The sequence below is a fragment of the Pantoea sp. Z09 genome (assembly GCF_022394795.1).
Taxonomy (GTDB): domain Bacteria; phylum Pseudomonadota; class Gammaproteobacteria; order Enterobacterales; family Enterobacteriaceae; genus Pantoea; species Pantoea latae.
Genome location: NZ_CP092373.1, coordinates 1,557,204 through 1,577,161 on the forward strand (window position 1 = coordinate 1,557,204; position 19,958 = coordinate 1,577,161).

Genomic DNA, 19,958 nt, shown 5'->3' on the forward strand with positions numbered 1-19,958 from the left:
GGTAGTCAACGTGAACGATTTCTATACCGCCGAAGGCGTGATGGATAAACATTCGCTCTGGCAGCGCTACGTCCCGCTGGTGCGCCACGAAGCATTGCGTCTGCAGGTACGTCTGCCAGCCAGCGTTGAGCTTGACGATCTGCTGCAGGCCGGTGGCATTGGCTTGCTGAATGCTGTGGAGCGTTACGACGCACTGCAGGGGACAGCATTCACCACCTACGCCGTGCAGCGCATCCGTGGCGCAATGCTGGATGAGCTTCGCAGCCGCGACTGGGCGCCGCGCAGCGTGCGCCGCAACGCGCGCGAGGTCGCGGGCGCGATGCATCAGGTCGAACAGATGATGGGACGTGCCGCCACCGAGCAGGAAGTAGCCGATCGGCTGAATGTTTCGCTAGAAGAGTACCGGCAGATTTTGCTGGATACCAATAACAGCCAGCTCTTTTCCTACGACGAGTATCGGGAAGAACACGGCGACAGTGCGGAGCTGGTCACGGAAGGGCATGAAGAAGCCAACCCGTTGCATCAGCTGCTGGAAGGGAATCTGCGTGAACGCGTTATCGACGCGATCGAAGCCTTACCCGATCGCGAAAAGATGGTGCTGACACTGTACTACCAGGAAGAACTGAACCTGAAAGAGATTGGAGCGGTACTCGACGTGGGTGAATCACGCGTCAGCCAACTGCACAGTCAGGCGATCAAACGCCTGCGTGCCCGACTTACGGGAGCGCGCTGACGGCCTCAGTGCCTGGCGATCTAAAAATAATAAAACCGGGGACTCAGCAATGGGAGCCAAATCCAAAGCCAGACCTTTAAGCCGTTATCTTAAAGACTACAAACACAGCCAGAGTCACTGTTCACACTGCGGCAAAGTTCTTGACCGCATGGCGTTGGTGTTTCGCGGTCAGATCATCAATAAAGAGGCCATCGCGCGCATGGACCAGATGATTGATGAGCAGCTATGGCTGAAATTACAGCCAGAACTGACCGCGCTGTGCCGTTTCTGTAGTGATATTTTTTGCAATACGCATCCTAATTACTTCGACATTATGGCATTCAAGCAGTATCTGTTTGAGCAGACGGAAATGAGCCACAGCACCATCCGCGAATATGTGGTAAGGCTGCGTCGCCTGGACGATATGCTTAAGGCCAAAAATTTCCCGGCCGACCGCCTGAGCGGCAACAGCTGGCACGAGTGCCTGGAAAACGATCTGCCCGATGCGGGGAATAATAACTACCGCATTGCGCTGCGCAAATATGACCAGTTTTTGGGGTGGCAGCGCAGCTAGCGGCCAGAGAACGGACATGCTGATCGTCTCTGCCCAGGCAGAGACGCGTCAGACGGCAATGCCTGCTCTGACAGGGCGGTTATTATCTTCTGACCGTCTCTTTTCCGCGCAATGCCGGATGATCCTGGCAGCAACTTCTGCAACACTGTAAAGATTATTGTGACAGCCCTGGAGGCCGCCTTGTCTTTACACCTTCTTCATCAGTACCCCCGTCTTGAACTGCTCGGCGCGCCGACGCCGCTGGAGCATCTGCCGCGCCTTTCCGACTATGTCGGACGCGATATCTTTATAAAACGTGACGATGTCACGCCGATCGCCCTCGGCGGCAACAAGCTGCGCAAGCTGGAATTTCTGGCGGCAGATGCGCTGCGCGAAGGCGCCGACGTGCTGCTGACCGCGGGCGCCATCCAGTCCAACCATGTGCGCCAGACCGCCGCCGTCGCCGCTAAGCTCGGCCTGAAGTGCGTCGCGCTGCTGGAGAACCCAATCGGCACCCAGGCGGAAAACTACCTCAGCAACGGCAACCGGCTGCTGCTGGATCTGTTCGACTGCGAAATCATGCTGGTCGAGGCGCTGGATAATCCGGCGGCGCAGCTGGCGGCGCAGGCGGAACGCCTCGAAGCGCAGGGCTTTCGTCCCTATATCGTGCCGGTCGGCGGCTCCAACTGGCTGGGCGCCCTCGGCTATATCGAATGCGCGCAGGAGATCGCTCATCAGAGCGAAGGCGTGGTCGATTACGCCGCAGTGGTGGTGGCTTCTGGCAGCGCCGGCACCCATGCCGGGCTGGCGGTGGGGCTGGAGCAGCTGCTGCCGCAAACCGAGGTAATTGGCGTCACCGTGTCGCGCAGGGCGGAGCAGCAGCTGCCGGTGGTCGACAGCCTGCGTCAGCAGCTGATCGGCAAGCTGGAACTCACCAGCACCGCCTCTGTTACGCTGTGGGACGACTACTTCGCGCCGCGCTACGGCGAGCCGAACGAAGAGGGCATGGAGGCGGTGAAACTGCTGGCGCGGCTGGAAGGCATCCTGCTCGATCCGGTCTACACCGGCAAAGCGATGGCGGGGCTGCTGGACGGCATCAGCCAGAATCGCTTCCGCCGCGACGGGCCGCTGCTGTTTGTGCATACCGGCGGTGCGCCGGCGTTATTTGCTTATCATCCTTCGGTCTGAGCAAGCGGAAAAAAAACGTTTATACTTCGCGAGTTATTCCGCAGAACCAGGCGTCGCGCACGCGCTGCCTGACGACACACACATCACATACTAATAAATGGGGTAATTATGATTTTTTCTCGTGTTGGTCGCCATCTGGCGATGAGCGTGATGGCGGTGGCGCTGATTGCCGGCGTTAACCTCAAGACGCACGCAGCAGAAAACCTGCTGGCGCAGGTCAAAGATAAAGGCGAGCTGCGCGTCGGGCTGGAAGGCACCTATCCGCCGTTCAGCTTTCAGGATGAGCGCGGCAAACTCACCGGCTTTGAAGTGGAGTTCGCCGAGCAGCTGGCGCAGCATCTTGGCGTGAAGGCCAAACTGCAGCCGACCAAATGGGACGGCATGCTGGCGTCGCTCGATTCAAAGCGCATCGACGTGGTGATCAATCAGGTGACCATCTCCGACGAGCGCAAGAAAAAATATGACTTCTCTACGCCGTACACCATCTCCGGCGTGCAGGCGCTGACCATGAAAGCCAAAGCGGGCACCATCAGCAAGCCGGAAGACCTGGCGGGTAAAAAAGTGGGCGTTGGCCTTGGCTCTAACTACGAGCAGTGGCTGCGCGACAACGTAAAAGGCGTCGATATCCGCACCTATGACGATGACCCGACGAAATATCAGGATCTGCGCTCTGGCCGTCTCGACGCGATTCTGGTCGACCGCCTGGCCGCGCTGGATCTGGTGAAGAAAACCGGCGACACCATGGCCGTAGCGGGCGCACCGTTCTCGCGTCTGGAGTCAGGCGTTGCGCTGCGTAAAGGCAACGAGGATCTGCTTAACGCCATTAATCAGGCGATCGCCGCCATGCAGAAAGATGGTTCGCTGACCAAACTCTCTGAAAAATGGTTCGGCGCGGATGTGACTAAGTAATGCAGGAAAGCCTCAAACTGGTGCTGGATTCAGCACCTTTTTTATTCAAAGGCGCGCTCTTTACGCTGGAGCTGAGCATCGGCGGCATGTTTTTCGGCCTGCTGCTCGGCTTCGTGCTGGCGCTGATGCGGCTGTCGCACTTCTGGCCGGTCAGCTTGCTGTCGCGCTTCTACGTCTCGGTGTTTCGCGGCACGCCGCTGATCGCCCAGCTGTTTATGATCTACTACGGCCTGCCGCAGTTCGGCATCGAGCTTGATCCCATTCCCTCGGCAATGATCGGCCTGTCGCTCAACACCGCTGCCTACGCCTCGGAGTCGCTGCGCGGCGCCATTGCCGCTATCGAACGCGGGCAGTGGGAAGCGGCGGCGAGCATCGGCATGACGCGCTGGCAGACGCTGCGTCGGGTGATCCTGCCGCAGGCGGCGCGCACCGCACTGCCGCCGCTCGGCAACAGCTTTATCAGCCTGGTGAAGGATACGTCGCTGGCGGCCACGATTCAGGTGCCGGAGCTGTTCCGTCAGGCGCAGCTGATCACCTCGCGCACGCTGGAGGTCTTCACCATGTATCTGGCGGCGTCGCTGATCTACTGGGTGATGGCGACCCTGCTGTCGGCGCTGCAGAACCGGCTGGAAAAACGGGTCAACCGTCAGGATGAGGAGGCGAAATGAGCGCCATCGAAATCAGCAAACTGGTGAAGACCTTTAACGGGCAGACCGTGCTGCACGGCATCGATCTTGAGGTGGCGTCGGGCGAAGTGGTAGCGATTATCGGCCCAAGCGGATCGGGCAAAACCACGCTGCTGCGCTGTATCAACCTGCTGGAGACGCCGGACAGCGGCACCATCAAGGTTGGCGACATCGCCATCGACGCCAGGCTGGCGCAGACGAAGCAGAAAGAGCAGGTGCGCAGGCTGCGCCAGCAGGTCGGCTTTGTGTTCCAGAACTTCAATCTGTTTCCCCATCGTTCGGTGCTGGAAAACATCATTGAAGGGCCAGTGATCGTCAAAGGCGAAGCGAAAGGGGAAGCGGAGGCGCGCGCCCGCGCGCTGCTGGACAAAGTGGGCCTGCAGGGCAAAGAGAGCAGCTTTCCGCGGCGTCTCTCCGGGGGTCAGCAGCAGCGCGTCGCCATCGCCCGCGCGCTGGCGATGCGACCGCAGGTGATCCTGTTCGACGAGCCGACCTCGGCGCTCGATCCCGAGCTGGTGGGCGAGGTGCTCAACACCATTCGCGCGCTGGCGCAGGAGAAGCGCACCATGGTGATCGTCACCCATGAGATGAGCTTTGCCCGCGACGTCGCGGACCGGGCGATTTTTATGGATCAGGGCCGCATTGTTGAGCAGGGCGCGGCAAAAGCGCTGTTCAGCAATCCGCAGCAGGCGCGCACCCGTCAGTTTCTCGACAAATTTCTTAATCAGTAACCCTACGCCTCTTCGGTGGCGTATTTATTTTGCTGCTACCACACCTTTTTTAATTCTCTTAAACCATTTGGTGCAAAGTATTTCATTATTATTGCGCTAAAACACCCATATATGGTTTCTCTTACTCAGGTTTACTCCTATTTAGCGTCGCGGCAAAGCATAGCGATAATTCGCTGCGATTGCCGCTTAGTGGTTAACAGCTAACTGAAAAAGCGTGACCAGCGAGAATTGTAAAGAAAAAGCGAAACGAGTAAAGCATTGTTAATTCAGGTCCAGCGCAAAACTTTTAAGACTTTCGCTAGAGTCAGCGGCAATGGGATAGAGAATAATCCCCAGACAATCCTAAAAGCTATATTCCCATATTCTCTCTTCTCTTTTTAATTTCTGACCTACACAGCAGGAGTCGAATCATGAGCCAAAATAAGTCAGATGAAATAGCCTGGGTGAATACCCTGAAAGGCGCCTGTATATTGCTGGTGGTGCTCTACCATACGGTGCTGCCTGGCTTTGAAGGCACGCTTCGCTATCTCTCAGCGGGCTGGATCCCGGCAGAGATATGGGTGCAGTTCAACACCGTGCTGTCGCCGTTGCGTATGCCCGCCTTCTTTTTCGTTTCCGGTTTGCTGGCCACCAACGGCATTCTCAATCGCCCGTGGAAACAGGTGTTTACCAGCCGTATCACCAATCTGTTTTATCTCTACATTTTATGGGGATTTATTCAGTGGTGGTCGATTGTCGGCATCTCTACGGAAATTACCGGCCAGCGGATATCGCAAAACCTCAACGCCGCCTATGCCGGTTCGTTATTTGAGTTTCTCAAGCTGACCTTTATGGCGATGAGCACCTCCTGGTATCTCTACGGGCTGGGCTTATATTTCCTCTGCACCAAGATCTTTCGCCAGCATAAAGTGGCCCTGCTGGCGGTTGCCGTGCTGCTCAATTATCTGGCGGTAGAGAAAATTATTCCCTTCTGGGGGCCGCAGAGCGTGGCGCAATATTTTCTGTTCTTCCTGCTGGGCGTATTCTGGAGCCCGCTGATGCTGCGCCTGAGTGAATGGCGCCGTGAAAACTGGACGCCCTGGGCGATACTGGCGGCGCTCGCCGGCGTCCATGTTATCTTCGGCCTCGATAAAAGCCTGTTTATGTGCATTATCGCGGTGCTGGTCAGCGTGGCGGCCTGCCGCTGGCTGAATCAGCATTTCAGCATGAGCTACATGAACTGGATAGGGCGCAACACGCTGCAAATCTATGTGATCCACCGCATCTTTATCGAGTTCTTCGGCATGTCGGCGATCCTGTTCGCCCAGCGTCACCACCTGTTCGAGCAGGCCTGGTTCTCCTTTCTCTGGGCCTGTCTCTATCCGCTGGCGATTGTCGGCCTCTGCTCGCTCTGCTCGGTGGCGGTGTGGTCGCTCACCAATCGCGGCCTCGGTCAGTCGCTGTTTATCTTCCCGACGCTGATCGGGCTGAAACGCCGTCGCGCCACCGCCTGAATAAAAAAAAGCCCCGCGCAGGCGGGGCTGAGTCGATCAGGCGGAGGTTAGCTCTTCACCCGGTTAGCGAAGCTTTTGCGCAGCTTCTGCAGTTTCGGCGGGATCACCGCCATGCAGTAGCCGTTGCGCTGGCCGGCGCCGTCCCAGTAATCCTGATGATAGGCCTCGGCGGGATACCACTCTTTCAGCGGCTCGATGGTGGTGACCACCGGGTCCTGATGATCCTGCTGCGCGCGCGCAATGGCGGCGACCGCTTCCGCTTCCTGCTCCGGCGTGGCCGGGAAGATGGCGGAGCGATACTGGGTGCCGATATCGTTGCCCTGGCGGTTAAGCTGCGTCGGATCGTGGGTGGCGAAGCTGATATCCAGCAGGTCGCCATAGCTGACTTTCTCGGGATCGAATCCCACGCGAATCGCTTCTGCATGACCGGTCGCGCCGCTGCACACCTGCTCATAGGTCGGGTTGGGGCGCGCGCCGCCGGTATAGCCGCTTTCAACCGACTCCACGCCGATCACATCTTTAAAAACCGCTTCGGTACACCAGAAACAGCCGCCTGCGATCACTGCGTATTCGATTGCCATAATGCTTAACTCCTGTCGAGGTCGAGAAAGAGAGAGTAGGGACGGCGGCGCGCCTTTTCAAGCCGCAGCGGGCGAGAATCCTCAGCGCGCGGCTAAATCAGCATCTCAGGTTTAAACTGGCCGCTGCGATCCAGCACGCGATCGCCCATGATGGTGAAGCGTCCCTCGCCGGTATAGTGCAGCGTCGGGGGAAACTCCGGCTCGTCGGCGACGTGCGCCTTCACAATCTCGAAGATAAACAGGTTGTAGTTGTCCACCATCGAGTCGTCATAGAGCTGACACTCAAAGCTGGCAAAACACTCGCCGATCAGCGGGGCGTTAACCACGCTGGCGGGTTCGGCGGTGAGATCAAAGGCGTCGAACTTATCCAGCTTGTCGCCGTGGCTGTTGCCGATGGCGACCACCTTGTCGATCAGATCTGCCGAGGGGACGTTAAGCACGCACTGCCCGCTGTCGCGGATCAGCGCATGGCTGTGATTCATGCTGGATATCATGCAGCCGACCAGCGACGGTGAGAACTCCAGCACCGTATGCCAGCCGAGCGTCATGATGTCGCTGTGCGCCTCAAACTGCGAGCTGAGCAGCAGCACCGGGCCAGGCTCGAGATATTTGCGCGCCTTGCTGACCGGAAAGGCGGTTTTGTGCAGACGATGACTCATGGCATCTCCTTGTGTCGGGGCGATGCCTCTAAGTGTAGAAGCTACAGGTCGATTACCAGCGCTTTACTGCGGCTGCGCGAGCAGCAGAGCGCGATTTGTTGATGCGACGCAGATTTTTCCGCCTCCGACTGCACGGTGTCGCGGTGATCCGCTTCGCCAGAGAGCACCGGCGTCAGACAGGCGCCGCACAGGCCCATTTCGCAGGAGAGCGGCACGTCGACGCCGTTGTCCAGCAGCACGCGGGCGATGGTTTTGTCCGCCGGCACCGGCCAGCTGGCGCCAGAGGAGGCGAGCGTGACGATAAAACTCTCGTCGCTGCTCTGCGCGGGTGGCGGCGTGGCGGCGGCAAAGGCCTCGGTGTGGATGCGATCCGCCGGCCAGCCCAGCGTCTGCGCCTGCTGCTGCAGGTGCGTCATAAAGCCGTGCGGGCCGCAGAGATAGAGACGCGCGTCGGGCTCGGGCGCGTGCAGCGCCTCGGGCAGCGCGTGACGCGGGCTGTGACCCTCGTCGCTACAGAGGATCTCGCCATAGCCGTGCCGGAACGGCTGCAGCAGATGGCGCGCAAAGGCCGCGTCCTGACGCTGCTTCACATAATAGTGCAGCGAAAAGGCGACGCCGTCCTTTTCCAGCTGCTGCGCCATCGCCAGCAGCGGCGTCAGGCCGATGCCCGCCGCGATAAGCACCACGCGGCTGGCTGCCACCAGCGGGAACAGGTTGCGCGGGTGGGAAATGGTCAGCCGCTGGCCGAGGCGCAGCTGCTGATTAATATAGCGCGAGCCGCCGCGCGATTCGGCGGCCAGCCCGACGCCAATCAGGTAGCGATCCTGGCGCGCCGGGGATCCGGTCAGCGAATATTGCCGCGTCAGCCCGTTGCCGAGCTGCACGTCGATATGCGCGCCCGCTTCCCAGCGCGGCAGGGGGTCGCCATCCTCGCGCACCAGACTCAGCGCGACGGCGTGGCGTCCCTGACGCGACAGCCCGTCGACGACAACCGTAATCGTGCTCATCTGTTGCTCTCCTAAACCAGGAAAAAGTCGCCGTAGCCCCTTTTTTTCAGGCCGCGACGGTAGGCGATAGAGCTGCGGTCGGCGGGAATATGCGCCTCCAGCGTCAGATCGAGCGGCAGGCGCTCCGGCATCTGCGTCTCGACCATCAGCCTGTCCTCTTCAAAGACGCGGTGGTTGAAGGCGTGCACCTCCTCAACCGGAATATGCAGATCAAAGTTTCGCGCGATGGGCGCGAACATGCGCGTTTTGCGCGCCGAGACCGGCGAGGCGGCATTCATAATCACCAGCCGCGCCGCGTCGGGGAAATGCACCGTCAGGGTGGCGGTAAAGGGCAGATGCATCTCAAAATGGCGCAGCCACTGAAAGCCCTCTGGCGCCTGCTGCGCCGAGTTCGCCGCAAAGTTAGAGACGGAACTCCAGTAATCCACCGCAAAGCCATACTCGGTTTCGACCGGGGAGTAGGGCGGCACCTCCTGATTGTCGGGGTCGGCAAAGGTTTCGCTGTGCACCCAGGCGAAATGCGCCACGTCGAGGAAGCCTTCTACCTGGCGACCGGCAAAGCCGGCGACGTCAAAAGGCGGGCAGGTGATCTGCTGAAACCCGGCGTCCTGCCAGTGCGGCATGGTCGGCAGCGCGGCGGGACGCTCCACATCCGGCGCCAGGCAGACCCAGACCAGACCAAAGCGCTCCTCGACCGGGAAAGCGGTGAGGTTGAGCTTGGCGGGCACCGGCTGGTTAGGGCTCGAGGGAATGCGGTTGCAGCGGCCCTCCTCGCCGAAGCGCAGCCCGTGATAGGGGCAGATAATGCCGTGCTCGTCGTGAAAGCCGAGCGTCAGCGGCACGCCGCGATGCGGGCAGACATCTTTCGCCGCGACGATCTGCCCATTTATGCGGTAGAGCACCAGCTGCTCGTCGAGTAGCACCGCTTTGGTGGGCGCCGGGCTGACATCGCAGACGCGCGCGACCGGATGCCAGCAGCGCGCCAGCCGCAGCCAGTCATCGGGTTCAAAGGTACAGTGGGCCGGAGGCGCAGGTTGATTCATAGCGGTCACCCTTCTGGGGATAAACAGGATAAGAACAGTGTGGACAAAAAGGGGTGCGGCGATCCATCATCGTTTTTTCAGCAACGTGTTGCGATAAACAGTACAGGTGCCGATGCTTCCTTTTTCTCGCTTTTCCCACTACTTCCTCGAGGTGGCGCGCAGCGGCAGTTTGCGCAAGGCAGCGGAGCAGCTGCACGTCTCCGCCTCGGCGATTAACCGGCAGATTTTGCAGGCGGAAGAGGAGCTGGGTATGCGGCTGTTTGAGCGTCTGCCCGACGGTATGCGCCTGACCAGCGCTGGCGAGCTGCTGCTGGACGACCTGCGGCGCTGGCGGCGCGAGTATCAGCGCACGCGCCAGCGGTTCGATGAAATCCAGGGGCTGCGGCGCGGCCGCGTCACGCTCGGTCTGATCCAGGCGCTGAACGAAGGAGCGATCGCCGACGCCCTGTCGCAGATCGCGCAGTTGCATCCCTGGCTGCGTCTCGACCTCAGCGTGCATGACAGCGCGCAGATTGGCGAGCAGGTGCGGCTGGCGGAGCTGGACGCCGGGCTGGTGCTCGACCCGCAGGCGCAGGCGGGGCTGAGCGTCATCGCCTTCGCCGAGCTGCCGGTCGGCGTAGTGTTGCCCGCCGGGCATACGCTCAGCGCGTGCGCCACGCTCTCCACCGGCCAGCTCAGCGCGGAACGGCATATTATTCCTGGCGCGCCGCTGGTGGTGCATGAACGGGTGGAGATGCTCTATCGGCGGCATAATTTGCAGCCGGAAAACGTCATTACCTGCAACGATATCCGCCTGATTAAGTCGCTGATTAAGCAGGGCAGCGGCATCAGCATCCTTAGCCTGCTGGATGTGATGGACGAGGTGGCGCGCGGCGTGCTGTTGTTTGTTCCGCTGCGCGACAGCAGCGTGCGGCCGCTCACCCTGGCGCTGTGCTGCGCGCCGTCGCGCCAGCTGTCGCGCGCCGCCCAGCAGGTGATCCAGCATCTGACCGGGGTAATAGAGTCGCTCGCGGTGACGGGTTAAGCGCCATTATTTGTCTTAAAATCAGCGAATAGCGCGCAGCGGCGACGCTTTTTGTAAATTAACGTAAAGCGCGAAGGGGGCAGGTTTAGCGAAACCCGTAATTACGCTATAAGTCCTCTACCACGCCAACCTGCTTAGGGCTTCCCCCCACACCATGAAGACGCTGCGACCTCTGCTGATCCTTGTGCTCACCTCCGCTTTTCTGCTTGGCGGATGTTCCCGCCACGCCACCGACGCCTCGGCACAGAATGAGCGTTCGATGGGCGATGAGAGCCTTGGCGACCAGCCCGACCTGATCCCGGTTGTGGCGGCGCTGCATGACCAGATGCACACCTGGCACGGCACGCAGTATCAGTGGGGCGGGACGGAACTCTCCGGCGTTGACTGTTCCGGCTTTGTCTGGCGTACCCTGAAAGATCGCTTTAACCTGCCGATGGACCGCGTCACCACCACGGAACTGCTGAAGATGGGCAAACGCATCGCTCCAGGCGATATGCAGCCGGGGGATCTGGTCTTTTTCCGCATCAACGGCGGCATGCACGTGGGCTTCTATGACACCGATCGTCACTTCTTTCACGCTTCGGTCAGCCAGGGCGTGATCCGCTCCGCGCTCGACAACCCTTACTGGCATCGCGTCTTCTATCAGGCGCGACGGCTGCCGAAAGAGTACAACGCGCAGATCACCCTGAATAAGGGCAGCGGCATGACGCTGGCGCGTAAGTAAGCAGCAATCAGCCCGCCTTCTGGCGCAATGCTTGTCAGTGAAGCTCATGTTCAGATAAGGCCGCTATTGTCTCTAAATGGCGGCTTTTTTATATGCGTGTGAGCATGCTGGTGCGGGCCACTGCGCCTCCTCTGCTGCCGGGCCGTCCTCGCGCCGCTTCGCGGTGCCTTCGGCTGCAACGTCGTGCCGGCCGGACCGTTCGGGTACGGCCATCCAGGCCTACCCGAACTGCCTGTCGCATCCCTGCGACCGGCTCCTGGCACAACGTCTCCGCCTCAGCGCTGCGAATAGCCCTCTACAGCAGAGGAGGCGCAGTGGCTTCAGACAGAGTGCCCTTTGCAGCAGCTCGCACGGAAGCTGGCCAGCAGTCTGGTGCCGCTCCAGAGCGGCACCAGACTGCGTTATCACCCCGTGCATAACTGACAAGCCCGCCTTCTGGCGGGCTTTTTTATTAGTGACGGATAGCGCAGCCGCACTGGCCCATTTCGCCCAACAGCGCCTTGCCGTGATGGGAGTGGCGCAGCCGCAGCTCGCCGCGCCGCCATGCGCCATCTTCCTCTGCGCGATTGAGCAGCAACCGGTTCAGCGCCTCCGCTACCCGCAGCGCCTGCGGCTGCGCCCAGCAGGTCAGATGCCAGGTCGAGGTGGCGGCCTCCTCACTGTCGCCCACCGCTGCCACGGCGAGGTGCGCCCCCTGGCCAAAATCACGCACCGCCTGTAGCGCGCCGAAGGCCAGCAGATCGCTGTCGCACAGCAGCGCCTGAATGCGCTCTGCGGCGCGGGCGCGCTTCAGATAGGCCATCACCGTCTGATAGCCGCTTTCGCGGTCGCGACCGGCGATAAGCGGGGCGTGAAGCGTCTTGCCCGCCGCGGCCAGCGCGCTGCTCAGGCCGTCAAGGCGCGCCGCAGCCGCGCCGTTGGCCTGCTGCAGATAGCCGATGCGCTGGTGGCCCTGCGCCAGCAGCAGCTCGCCCAGCGCTGCGCCGGCGGCAAAGTCGTCAAAAGGCAGCTCATCCAGCGCCAGCAGCGGCATGCGCCCGGCGGCGGCGCGAAAAGCGGGGGCGATCGGGCCGGAAAGCTGAATAGCGGCGGTCAGCAGCGGCACTAGCGGGCGCGCGCTGTCTGTCGCCGCGTCCACCAGCAGCACTTTGCCGCCGCGCGCGTTAAGCTGGCGATGGAGTTCCTGCAGCAGCGCCGCCGTATGCGGATGACTGATGTCGTCGCACAGCACGCCGACGAGTTGACAGGGGTTGTTATACATTTTAAGCGTCCTGTTAGGGTGAGGTAGCTTTACCCTAAAGGAAAACCGGCCGTTTTTACACTGCCTGAGCCTCTGCCAGCTGCAGCTCGCGTCTTCCCAGCGTGCGGGTGGCCAGCACCGACCGTTGGGCGAACAGGCTGGCCTGCTCCACCGCGTTATTAAGCGGCACGCCGCGCAGCAGCCCGGCGGTCAGCTCGGCGGTAAAAAGATCGCCGGTGCCTTTCGGCGGATTATCGTAGCGCGGATGCTCGGTGATGAAACTCTCCTGCGCCGTGACGCAAAACACCTGCATGCTCTGTTTTGCGTCGTCGCGCGTGGCGCTGGTGACCACCACCCATTCAGTCTGCGCGCCGAGCAGCGAGCGCGCGGCGTCGAGGATCTCAGCGTCGCTCTCCAGCCGCGCGTTGCACAGGCAGCCCAGCTCAAAGCGGTTCGGGGTCAGCCCGGTCGCCAGCGGCGCAAGCTGTTCGCGGTAGTGGCGCGCCAGTTCGGGATCGACGTAGAAGCCGCTGTCGTCATCGCCCAGCACCGGATCGATAATCACCGGCAGCTGCGGATTTTTCTCACGCATCTGCCGCAGCCAACGCGCCAGCGCGGTCGCTTTACTGGTGGACTTCAGATAGCCGAGCACCGCAGCGCGCGCGGTGACGTCAAGCTGACGCTCCGCCAGCGCGCTAAGGTAGCCCTCGAACCACTCTTGCGGGATCTCGCCGCCGTAGCAGCTGGCGTAGTGGGGCGTATTGCTCAGCAGCACGGTAGGCACGGCGACCACCTGCAAGCCGTGGCGGCGCAGCGCGGGCACGGCGATGCTGTTGCCCACGCTGCCGTAAACCACCTGCGACTGAATGGAAATCACGTCGATCACTTCGCCGTCTGGCGTATCAGATACCTGAAACATCCTGCGCTCCTTGTTGATACTCTGTTGCCCCAGTATACAGGCCCGGCGGCAGGAGAGGACAAACAGGTAAACGAAGCGGTAAAGACAAGATAATCTGTGGCGAACAGGCAAAAAAAGCGCATGGACTGGCAAAAGCGCCAGCACCGTCTACACTTAATCGCGACGATGTTTTCAGTCAGGTTGATATGTCTGTGGTGGTTCCTGAACGTAGTGGTGTTTTATCCGATTTTACATGCTGGTATCCGCAGTTTTTGTTCCACTTTCTGGTTCACGCGCGGCCGTTCCGGTTGCCGAACCCGCTGACATTCACCCCTGTTAAAACATCCTGCAATGGCGCGCCGACGAGCCAGGCCTCTGACCTGACAAGCCGCGAATCGTCCGCGCCCGAATTAACGACAGGAGAAGAGACGTGACCCAAGCGGCAAATGAACATGCCTCGCTTCCTGCGCTGAGCGGCGGTCTTTATGCCTTCTTTTTTGATGTAGACGGCACGCTCGCTGCGATACAGCCCCAGCCCGACGCGGTTTTCATTCCTGAAACCGTGCGTCAGCAGCTGCAACAACTCTCCCTGCTTTGTCATGGCGCGCTGGCGCTGGTTTCCGGCCGGCCGATCGCGCAGCTTGACGCGCTGGCCGCGCCGCTCGTCGCGCCCGCCGCCGGCGTGCATGGCGCCGAGCGTCGCGACGCCCAGGGCGAGATGCACCGCACCAGCCTGCAGCCAGAGGTTGCCGAGGCGCTACAGCTGCAGCTGCAGCAGGCGATGGATCGCTGGCCAGGCACTTTGCTGGAGGCCAAAGGTATGGCCTTCGCCCTGCATTACCGTCAGGCGATGCAGCATGAACAGGATGTGCTCGACCTGGCGGAACAGGTCGTGAAACGCTTTCCGGCGCTGGCGCTGCAGCCGGGAAAATGCGTGGTGGAGATCAAACCGCAGGGAATTGATAAAGGCGAAGCCGTACGCGCCTTTATGCGCGAAGCGCCCTTTACCGGTCGCATTCCGGTATTCGTTGGGGACGATCTGACGGATGAGAAAGGCTTTGTCGCGGTCAACGCCATGCAGGGCATCTCCGTGAAGATTGGACAAGGTTCCAGCCAGGCGCGTTATCGCCTGCCAGACGTTGAGGCAGTCTATGCCTGGCTGGAGCGATTACTATTACAAATAAAACAAGACAACGTCGGTAAGGAGTAAAGGTTATGAGTCGTTTAGTGGTCGTATCTAACCGAATCGCCATTCCTGATGGGAAAAAAGCCAGCGCAGGCGGCCTCGCCGTCGGCATTCTCGACGCGCTGAAAAGCACCGGCGGTTTGTGGTTTGGCTGGAACGGGGAAATCAGCGAATTTTCCGGAGAAGAGGAAGACGAACTGGTGCAGGCAGAGCATGACGGCATCTCCTACGCCGCACTGCCGCTGAGTCAGAACGATTACGATCTGTACTACTGCCAGTTTTCCAATACCGTTGTCTGGCCCGCCTTTCACTACCGCCTCGATCTGGTGCAGTTCCAGCGCGAAGCCTGGGATGGCTACTGCCGCGTCAACGAGATGCTGGCGGAGCGCCTGAAGCCGCTGATCAAGCCGGATGACACACTGTGGATCCACGATTACCACCTGCTGCCTTTTGCGGCCGCGCTGCGCAAGCAGGGCATTAACAACCGAATCGGCTTCTTCCTGCATATCCCGTTCCCGACGCCGGAAATCTTCAACGCGCTGCCGCCGCACAAAGAGCTGCTGGAGATGCTGTGCGAATACGATCTGCTGGGCTTCCAGACCGAGTCGGATCGCGTCGCCTTCCTCGACAGCCTGAGCCAGCTGACGCAACTGCAGAACAAAGGCGAGAAGAAACACCGCGCGTTCGGCAACACCTTTATGACCGAGGTCTATCCTATCGGCATCGAGCCGGACAGCATCAAAGAGATGGCTGAAGGCCCGCTGCCGCCGAAAATGGCGGCGATGAAGCGCGAGCTGGGCGATGCGAAGAACATCATCGCCTGCGAACGCCTCGACTATTCGAAAGGGCTGCCGGAGCGTTTTCTTGCCTATGAAGCGCTGCTGGAGAACTTCCCGGAGCATCGCGGCAAAATTCGCTATTCGCAGATCGCGCCGACCTCGCGCGGCGACGTGCAGGCCTATCAGGATATCCGTCACCAGCTGGAGACGGAGGCGGGCCGCATTAACGGCAAGTACGGCACCCTGGGCTGGACGCCGCTCTACTATCTTAACCAGCACTTCGACCGTCGTCTGCTGATGAAGATCTTCCGTCTGACCGACGTGGGTCTGGTCACGCCACTGCGCGACGGCATGAATCTGGTGGCGAAAGAGTATGTCGCCGCGCAGGACCCGGACGATCCGGGCGTGCTGGTGCTGTCGCGCTTCGCCGGCGCGGCCAACGAACTGACCTCGGCGCTGATCGTTAACCCTTACGATCGCGATGAGGTTGCCGCCGCGCTCAACAAGGCGCTGACCATGCCGCGCACCGAACGCATATCGCGCTACAACGATATGATGGCGGTGCTGCGCAAGCAGGATATCACCCACTGGCGTGAGAGCTTCCTGAAGGATCTGTGGGCGATTCCGCCGCGCAGCGCCGATCACGGCACGGTAAATAAAGTGGCGACCTTCCCGAAACTCGCCTGATAGTGTCGATGGCCCGCGCGAGCGGGCCGTCACCTGCTTTTCTTCCCCCGCATCAACAGCCGCGCTAACCTCTTGCTCAGCCTTTTACGCAGCCGCTAGCGGCTCACTGACCGCACCTCTCCGCATTTCAGAAAAAAAAGCCGCTTTTTTCACGTTTCGCCCTAAAGTTTGCCCGTCCAATGCCGATAGTTGTCAGGTACAAAAGTGTCAAACCCGCTATTCATTCACAATTCTAATGTAACCATCTGTTACATCTGTTGTCCGCAGCCTTACGTCCACTGTAAAGCGTTAACGCTTCGTTGCTAAAACGCGTCGATCTCTCACGGCCTCTCTTTACGCTTCCCTTACTCACTCCAGGAAACCGTTGCACTAAGTGATTAATTTAAAAGCGGATCTCATGCGCCTTATTCAGCATAATATGCTGGTGCTGGCGATGTAAATGGCGGCTTATAGGGTGTTAAGCGCAATGTTAAAGATAATAGATCGAGTTGTCGTCAGGCGGCCTGACACATCATATCTGTAACAGGAATAAGCCCCTATCAAGGACGAAATATAAGTGAAATCCGGTAAAGTTGGCTAAAAAACAGACAAAATAACAGCGATGCTGAAGGGTTCAGGAAAAAATTTGCCTTAAAAGTGTGACGCAGATCACACTTTATCTAAAATTTCACATCTCTGTCGTTGTATGTGGAAATCAGACGGGATAGATTTGCGTTGTTTTAGGAATAGTCTTAAAAAAATGTAAAGAGACGTCACGGAAGAGCGCAATAATTTAAAAAAGAATGGCCCTGGGGTTTTGACTGGCACTGTAAATATGTTCACAAGAACATGTGGCAGACTTCAGAGTACGTTTGGTTTTTGGCTGTAAATTTTTGCCATCTTTAGATTTACCAACCAGCAACCCGAAACGCAGAGGGTTTTTCTGCGATGCTAATACGTCGCGTCTGTCAGGATGGAAAAAATGGGTACAACTGATTTACTAAAACATATTTATGATATCAATCTGTCTTATTTACTGCTTGCGCAGCGATTAATTAACCAGGAAAAAGCTTCTGCAATGTTTCGCCTCGGAATTGATGAAGAGATGGCTGACGCATTGTCGCAATTAACCTTGCCGGAAATGGTCAAGTTAGCGGAAACCAATCAGTTGGTTTGCCAGTTTCGCTTTAATGACCACGCCATTATTAATCGCCTGACGCAGGAATCTCGCGTGGATGATTTACAACAAATCCACACCGGAATTTTATTATCCAGCCGTTTACTGCGTAATGTCTCAAAAGAAGAGACGCCGGCGAAAAAGAGGGCGATGTAAATGTCCGAAAAAAGTATTGTCCAGGAAGCGCGCGATATTCAGCTCGCCATGGAATTAATTACGCTGGGCGCGCGTCTGCAAATGCTGGAGAGCGAAACCCAGCTTAGCCGCGGTCGTCTGATTAAGCTCTACAAAGAGCTGCGCGGCAGTCCGCCGCCAAAAGGCATGCTGCCGTTTTCCACCGACTGGTTTATGACGTGGGAGCAGAATATTCACGCTTCCATGTTCTGCAACGCCTGGCAGTTTATGCTGAAAACCGGCATGGCGACCGGCGTCGATGCGGTTATCAAAGCGTACCGCCTCTATCTCGAACAGTGTCCGCAATCGGACGAGGGCCCGCTGTTGGCGCTGACGCGCGCCTGGACCCTGGTGCGATTCGTTGAAAGTAATATGCTGGAACTCGCCGACTGCAAAAGCTGCAACGGCAGTTTCATCAACCATGCGCATCAGCCGGTCGGCAGCTTCGTCTGCAGCCTGTGCCAGCCGCCGTCACGCGCGGTAAAAAGACGTAAACTTTCTGCAGATTCTGCCGATACCTTTCCACAACTGCTGGATGAACAGGTTAAACACGCCGTTTAAGTTTGTTCGCATCGTGGAAAGTCATCCAGCAGCGGGGTTCTCCCCGCTGCTTTTTTTTTGCCCACGATTTGAATAGCGCCTGCGGCCCTCTGGCTTAACTTCCACCAACACGTTACGGACGTAAGGATGTTTTTGTGCTGATCTTATTGGGTTATATCATTGTTGTTGCATCCGTGTTGGGCGGATATGCAATGGTGGGCGGCCATCTTGGCGCGCTTTACCAGCCATCCGAACTGTTAATTATCGGCGGCGCCGCCATTGGCGCTTTTTTCGTCGGTAACAACGGCAAATCGATTAAAAAAACCTTAAAAGCGCTGCCGAAACTGATGCGCGGCTCAAAATACAACAAAGCCCTCTATATGGATTTGATGGCGCTGCTCTATCGTCTGATGGCCAAATCGCGCCAGCAGGGCATGCTGTCGCTGGAGCGCGATATTGAAGATCCCGCTCAGAGCGAAATTTTCGCTAACTATCCGCGTATTCTCGCCGATAAACAGCTGGTGGATTTTATTACCGATTATTTGCGCCTGATGGTCAGCGGCAATATGAACGCCTTCGAGATTGAAGCGCTGATGGATGAAGAGATCGAAACCTACGAGCACGAATGCGAAGTGCCAGCGCAAAGTTTATCCGCCGTCGGCGACGGCCTGCCGGCGTTCGGCATCGTGGCGGCGGTAATGGGCGTGGTGCACGCGCTCGCCTCCGCCGATCGTCCGGCCGCCGAGCTGGGCGCGCTGGTGGCGCACGCGATGGTGGGAACCTTCCTCGGCATCCTGCTGGCCTACGGCTTTATTTCGCCGCTGGCGTCGGTGCTGCGCCAGAAGTGCTCTGAAACCACCAAGATGATGCAGTGCATCAAGGTCACGCTGCTCTCCAGCCTGAACGGCTACGCGCCGCAGATCGCGGTGGAGTTTGGCCGTAAGACGCTCTATTCCGCCGAGCGCCCGTCATTTAGCGAACTGGAGGAGCACGTACGTAACGCCAAGAACCCGGCGAAACAGACTTCGGACGAAAATGCATGAAGAACAGCAACCGTCCCATCATCGTCGTCAAAAAGCGCAAGCATAAAGGCCACGAAGGGGGCCACGGCTCCTGGAAGATCGCCTATGCCGACTTTATGACGGCGATGATGGCCTTCTTTATGGTGATGTGGCTGATCTCCATCTCCAGCCCGCAGGAGCTGGTGCAGATCGCCGAATATTTTAAAACGCCGCTGAAGGTCGCCCTGACCGGCGGCAAGCGCAGCAGCGACAGCGACAGCCCGATCCCCGGCGGCGGCGACGACGCGACGCGCATTCAGGGCGAAGTGAAAAAAGTCGTCAATATGGATGAGCAGAAGCGCAAGCTGGATGACATCCGCCTGAATCGCCTGCGGGAAAAGCTCGATCAGCTGATCGAGGCGGATCCGCGGCTGAAGGCGCTGCGTCCGCACCTGATCATCAACATGGTGGAAGAGGGGCTGCGCATTCAGATTGTCGACAGCCAGAACCGGCCGATGTTTAAAACCGGCAGCGCGGAGGTAGAGCCCTATATGCGCGACATCCTGCGCGGCATCGCGCCGCTGCTGAACGATATCCCCAACCGCATCAGCCTGGCGGGGCATACCGACGACTTTCAGTACGCCAGCGGCGATCGCGGCTACAGCAACTGGGAGCTTTCAGCCGATCGCGCCAACGCCTCGCGACGGGAACTGGTGATGGGCGGTCTCGACGGCGGCAAAGTGCTGCGCGTCGTCGGCATGGCCGACACCATGAAACTGAAGAACCGCGGCGGCAACGATGCCGTTAACCGCCGCATTAGCCTGCTGGTGTTGAACCACGACACCGAAGCGGCAATTGAAAAAGAGAACGCCGAGAGCGACGCCGTCCAGGTGAGCGATCCGGCGGCCATTGAAAAGATTACCGCGCCGCCTGTGCCACAAAGCAGCAGCCCGGTAAACACAGCAGCCCCCTCACAGCCGAGGTGAT

General features: G+C 59.1%; 21 protein-coding genes. 15 read left to right on the forward strand and 6 right to left on the reverse strand.

Annotation, left to right across the window (positions count from 1 at the left end; translation table 11 throughout):
* Positions 1 to 10 precede the first annotated feature (10 nt).
* The 7 genes from MC269_RS07425 to MC269_RS07455 all read left to right on the forward strand — a co-directional run bounded on the left by MC269_RS07425 (position 11) and on the right by MC269_RS07455 (position 6,272).
* Entirely contained in the window at positions 11 to 733 is a 723-nt protein-coding gene (locus tag MC269_RS07425) for an RNA polymerase sigma factor FliA (protein WP_081139137.1), read from the forward strand.
* Between the two features lie 49 nt (positions 734 to 782).
* Entirely contained in the window at positions 783 to 1,286 is a 504-nt protein-coding gene (gene fliZ, locus MC269_RS07430; RefSeq protein ID WP_048785856.1) for a flagella biosynthesis regulatory protein FliZ, read from the forward strand.
* A gap of 180 nt (positions 1,287 to 1,466) precedes the next feature.
* Positions 1,467 to 2,453 (forward strand): D-cysteine desulfhydrase, encoded by a 987-nt coding sequence (locus MC269_RS07435; RefSeq protein ID WP_239954693.1) that lies wholly within the window; start codon positions 1,467 to 1,469, stop codon positions 2,451 to 2,453.
* A gap of 108 nt (positions 2,454 to 2,561) precedes the next feature.
* The gene (gene tcyJ, locus MC269_RS07440) at positions 2,562 to 3,362 is read left to right on the forward strand and encodes a cystine ABC transporter substrate-binding protein (protein WP_081139141.1); all 801 of its coding nucleotides are present in this window, start codon (positions 2,562 to 2,564) and stop codon (positions 3,360 to 3,362) included.
* Positions 3,362 to 4,030: a cystine ABC transporter permease gene (gene tcyL, locus MC269_RS07445; protein ID WP_081139143.1), complete on the forward strand. Its 669-nt coding sequence runs from the start codon at positions 3,362 to 3,364 to the stop codon at positions 4,028 to 4,030. Before tcyJ ends, tcyL begins: the two co-directional genes overlap by 1 nt.
* Positions 4,027 to 4,779, forward strand: a complete 753-nt coding sequence (tcyN, locus tag MC269_RS07450) for an L-cystine ABC transporter ATP-binding protein TcyN (RefSeq protein ID WP_239954694.1) — start codon at positions 4,027 to 4,029, stop codon at positions 4,777 to 4,779. The genes tcyL and tcyN overlap by 4 nt, the downstream gene beginning before the upstream one ends.
* A 410-nt stretch (positions 4,780 to 5,189) precedes the next feature.
* Positions 5,190 to 6,272, forward strand: a complete 1,083-nt coding sequence (locus tag MC269_RS07455; RefSeq protein WP_239954696.1) for an acyltransferase family protein — start codon at positions 5,190 to 5,192, stop codon at positions 6,270 to 6,272.
* A 47-nt stretch (positions 6,273 to 6,319) separates the two neighbouring features.
* Here MC269_RS07455 and msrA read toward each other — a convergent pair whose 3' ends face one another.
* The 4 genes from msrA to hpxD all read right to left on the reverse strand — a co-directional run bounded on the left by msrA (position 6,320) and on the right by hpxD (position 9,562).
* Positions 6,320 to 6,853 carry a peptide-methionine (S)-S-oxide reductase MsrA gene (gene msrA / locus MC269_RS07460; protein WP_081139150.1) on the reverse strand — a complete coding sequence of 178 codons (534 nt, stop codon included), beginning with the start codon at positions 6,851 to 6,853 and terminating at the stop codon, positions 6,320 to 6,322.
* 92 nt (positions 6,854 to 6,945) lie between these two features.
* Positions 6,946 to 7,512: a flavin reductase family protein gene (locus MC269_RS07465; RefSeq protein WP_167376571.1), complete on the reverse strand. Its 567-nt coding sequence runs from the start codon at positions 7,510 to 7,512 to the stop codon at positions 6,946 to 6,948.
* Positions 7,513 to 7,553: 41 nt separating this feature from the next.
* Entirely contained in the window at positions 7,554 to 8,519 is a 966-nt protein-coding gene (locus MC269_RS07470; protein WP_239954697.1) for a PDR/VanB family oxidoreductase, read from the reverse strand.
* 11 nt (positions 8,520 to 8,530) lie between these two features.
* The gene (hpxD, locus tag MC269_RS07475) at positions 8,531 to 9,562 is read right to left on the reverse strand and encodes a molybdenum cofactor-independent xanthine hydroxylase subunit HpxD (RefSeq protein WP_239954698.1); all 1,032 of its coding nucleotides are present in this window, start codon (positions 9,560 to 9,562) and stop codon (positions 8,531 to 8,533) included.
* 112 nt (positions 9,563 to 9,674) lie between these two features.
* On the opposite strand from hpxD, the gene MC269_RS07480 reads away from it, so the two are divergent.
* Both MC269_RS07480 and MC269_RS07485 read left to right on the forward strand, forming a co-directional pair.
* Complete coding sequence (locus MC269_RS07480; RefSeq protein ID WP_239954699.1) at positions 9,675 to 10,586, forward strand: LysR family transcriptional regulator; 912 nt, start codon at positions 9,675 to 9,677, stop codon at positions 10,584 to 10,586.
* A gap of 163 nt (positions 10,587 to 10,749) precedes the next feature.
* Complete coding sequence (locus MC269_RS07485) at positions 10,750 to 11,310, forward strand: NlpC/P60 family protein (RefSeq protein WP_371824378.1); 561 nt, start codon at positions 10,750 to 10,752, stop codon at positions 11,308 to 11,310.
* 451 nt (positions 11,311 to 11,761) lie between these two features.
* Here MC269_RS07485 and MC269_RS07490 read toward each other — a convergent pair whose 3' ends face one another.
* Together MC269_RS07490 and pdxK are read right to left on the reverse strand one after the other, a co-directional pair.
* On the reverse strand, positions 11,762 to 12,571 hold the full coding sequence (locus MC269_RS07490) for a substrate-binding domain-containing protein (RefSeq protein WP_239954701.1): 810 nt from the start codon (positions 12,569 to 12,571) through the stop codon (positions 11,762 to 11,764).
* 55 nt (positions 12,572 to 12,626) lie between these two features.
* Complete coding sequence (gene pdxK / locus MC269_RS07495) at positions 12,627 to 13,469, reverse strand: pyridoxine/pyridoxal/pyridoxamine kinase (protein ID WP_239954702.1); 843 nt, start codon at positions 13,467 to 13,469, stop codon at positions 12,627 to 12,629.
* Positions 13,470 to 13,878: 409 nt separating this feature from the next.
* Between pdxK and otsB the strand changes: the two genes are divergently transcribed.
* The 6 genes from otsB (at position 13,879) to motB (ending at position 19,957) form a co-directional block, all read left to right on the forward strand.
* Complete coding sequence (gene otsB, locus MC269_RS07500; RefSeq protein ID WP_239954703.1) at positions 13,879 to 14,658, forward strand: trehalose-phosphatase; 780 nt, start codon at positions 13,879 to 13,881, stop codon at positions 14,656 to 14,658.
* A 5-nt stretch (positions 14,659 to 14,663) separates the two neighbouring features.
* On the forward strand, positions 14,664 to 16,100 hold the full coding sequence (otsA, locus tag MC269_RS07505) for an alpha,alpha-trehalose-phosphate synthase (RefSeq protein WP_081142805.1): 1,437 nt from the start codon (positions 14,664 to 14,666) through the stop codon (positions 16,098 to 16,100).
* A gap of 961 nt (positions 16,101 to 17,061) precedes the next feature.
* Positions 17,062 to 17,412 (forward strand): flagellar transcriptional regulator FlhD, encoded by a 351-nt coding sequence (flhD, locus tag MC269_RS07510; protein ID WP_081142807.1) that lies wholly within the window; start codon positions 17,062 to 17,064, stop codon positions 17,410 to 17,412.
* Positions 17,413 to 17,991 carry a flagellar transcriptional regulator FlhC gene (flhC, locus tag MC269_RS07515; protein ID WP_033749746.1) on the forward strand — a complete coding sequence of 193 codons (579 nt, stop codon included), beginning with the start codon at positions 17,413 to 17,415 and terminating at the stop codon, positions 17,989 to 17,991. It begins immediately after the preceding gene.
* Positions 17,992 to 18,125: 134 nt separating this feature from the next.
* Positions 18,126 to 19,013, forward strand: a complete 888-nt coding sequence (gene motA / locus MC269_RS07520) for a flagellar motor stator protein MotA (protein ID WP_081142809.1) — start codon at positions 18,126 to 18,128, stop codon at positions 19,011 to 19,013.
* Positions 19,010 to 19,957 (forward strand): flagellar motor protein MotB, encoded by a 948-nt coding sequence (gene motB / locus MC269_RS07525; protein ID WP_239954705.1) that lies wholly within the window; start codon positions 19,010 to 19,012, stop codon positions 19,955 to 19,957. Before motA ends, motB begins: the two co-directional genes overlap by 4 nt.
* Position 19,958: the final 1 nt, after the last annotated feature.

What these genes read in the sequence shown, in the direction of transcription:
- tcyJ (WP_081139141.1), top strand. Translation starts at nt 2,562, where the DNA reads ATGATTTTTTCTCGTGTTGGTCGCCATCTGGCGATGAGCGTGATGGCG.
- msrA (WP_081139150.1), bottom strand. Translation starts at nt 6,853, where the DNA reads ATGGCAATCGAATACGCAGTGATCGCAGGCGGCTGTTTCTGGTGTACC.
- fliZ (WP_048785856.1), top strand. Translation starts at nt 783, where the DNA reads ATGGGAGCCAAATCCAAAGCCAGACCTTTAAGCCGTTATCTTAAAGAC.
- flhC (WP_033749746.1), top strand. Translation starts at nt 17,413, where the DNA reads ATGTCCGAAAAAAGTATTGTCCAGGAAGCGCGCGATATTCAGCTCGCC.
- hpxD (WP_239954698.1), bottom strand. Translation starts at nt 9,562, where the DNA reads ATGAATCAACCTGCGCCTCCGGCCCACTGTACCTTTGAACCCGATGAC.
- pdxK (WP_239954702.1), bottom strand. Translation starts at nt 13,469, where the DNA reads ATGTTTCAGGTATCTGATACGCCAGACGGCGAAGTGATCGACGTGATT.
- MC269_RS07470 (WP_239954697.1), bottom strand. Translation starts at nt 8,519, where the DNA reads ATGAGCACGATTACGGTTGTCGTCGACGGGCTGTCGCGTCAGGGACGC.
- MC269_RS07455 (WP_239954696.1), top strand. Translation starts at nt 5,190, where the DNA reads ATGAGCCAAAATAAGTCAGATGAAATAGCCTGGGTGAATACCCTGAAA.
- MC269_RS07465 (WP_167376571.1), bottom strand. Translation starts at nt 7,512, where the DNA reads ATGAGTCATCGTCTGCACAAAACCGCCTTTCCGGTCAGCAAGGCGCGC.
- tcyN (WP_239954694.1), top strand. Translation starts at nt 4,027, where the DNA reads ATGAGCGCCATCGAAATCAGCAAACTGGTGAAGACCTTTAACGGGCAG.
- motB (WP_239954705.1), top strand. Translation starts at nt 19,010, where the DNA reads ATGAAGAACAGCAACCGTCCCATCATCGTCGTCAAAAAGCGCAAGCAT.
- tcyL (WP_081139143.1), top strand. Translation starts at nt 3,362, where the DNA reads ATGCAGGAAAGCCTCAAACTGGTGCTGGATTCAGCACCTTTTTTATTC.
- MC269_RS07480 (WP_239954699.1), top strand. Translation starts at nt 9,675, where the DNA reads ATGCTTCCTTTTTCTCGCTTTTCCCACTACTTCCTCGAGGTGGCGCGC.
- otsA (WP_081142805.1), top strand. Translation starts at nt 14,664, where the DNA reads ATGAGTCGTTTAGTGGTCGTATCTAACCGAATCGCCATTCCTGATGGG.
- MC269_RS07490 (WP_239954701.1), bottom strand. Translation starts at nt 12,571, where the DNA reads ATGTATAACAACCCCTGTCAACTCGTCGGCGTGCTGTGCGACGACATC.
- flhD (WP_081142807.1), top strand. Translation starts at nt 17,062, where the DNA reads ATGGGTACAACTGATTTACTAAAACATATTTATGATATCAATCTGTCT.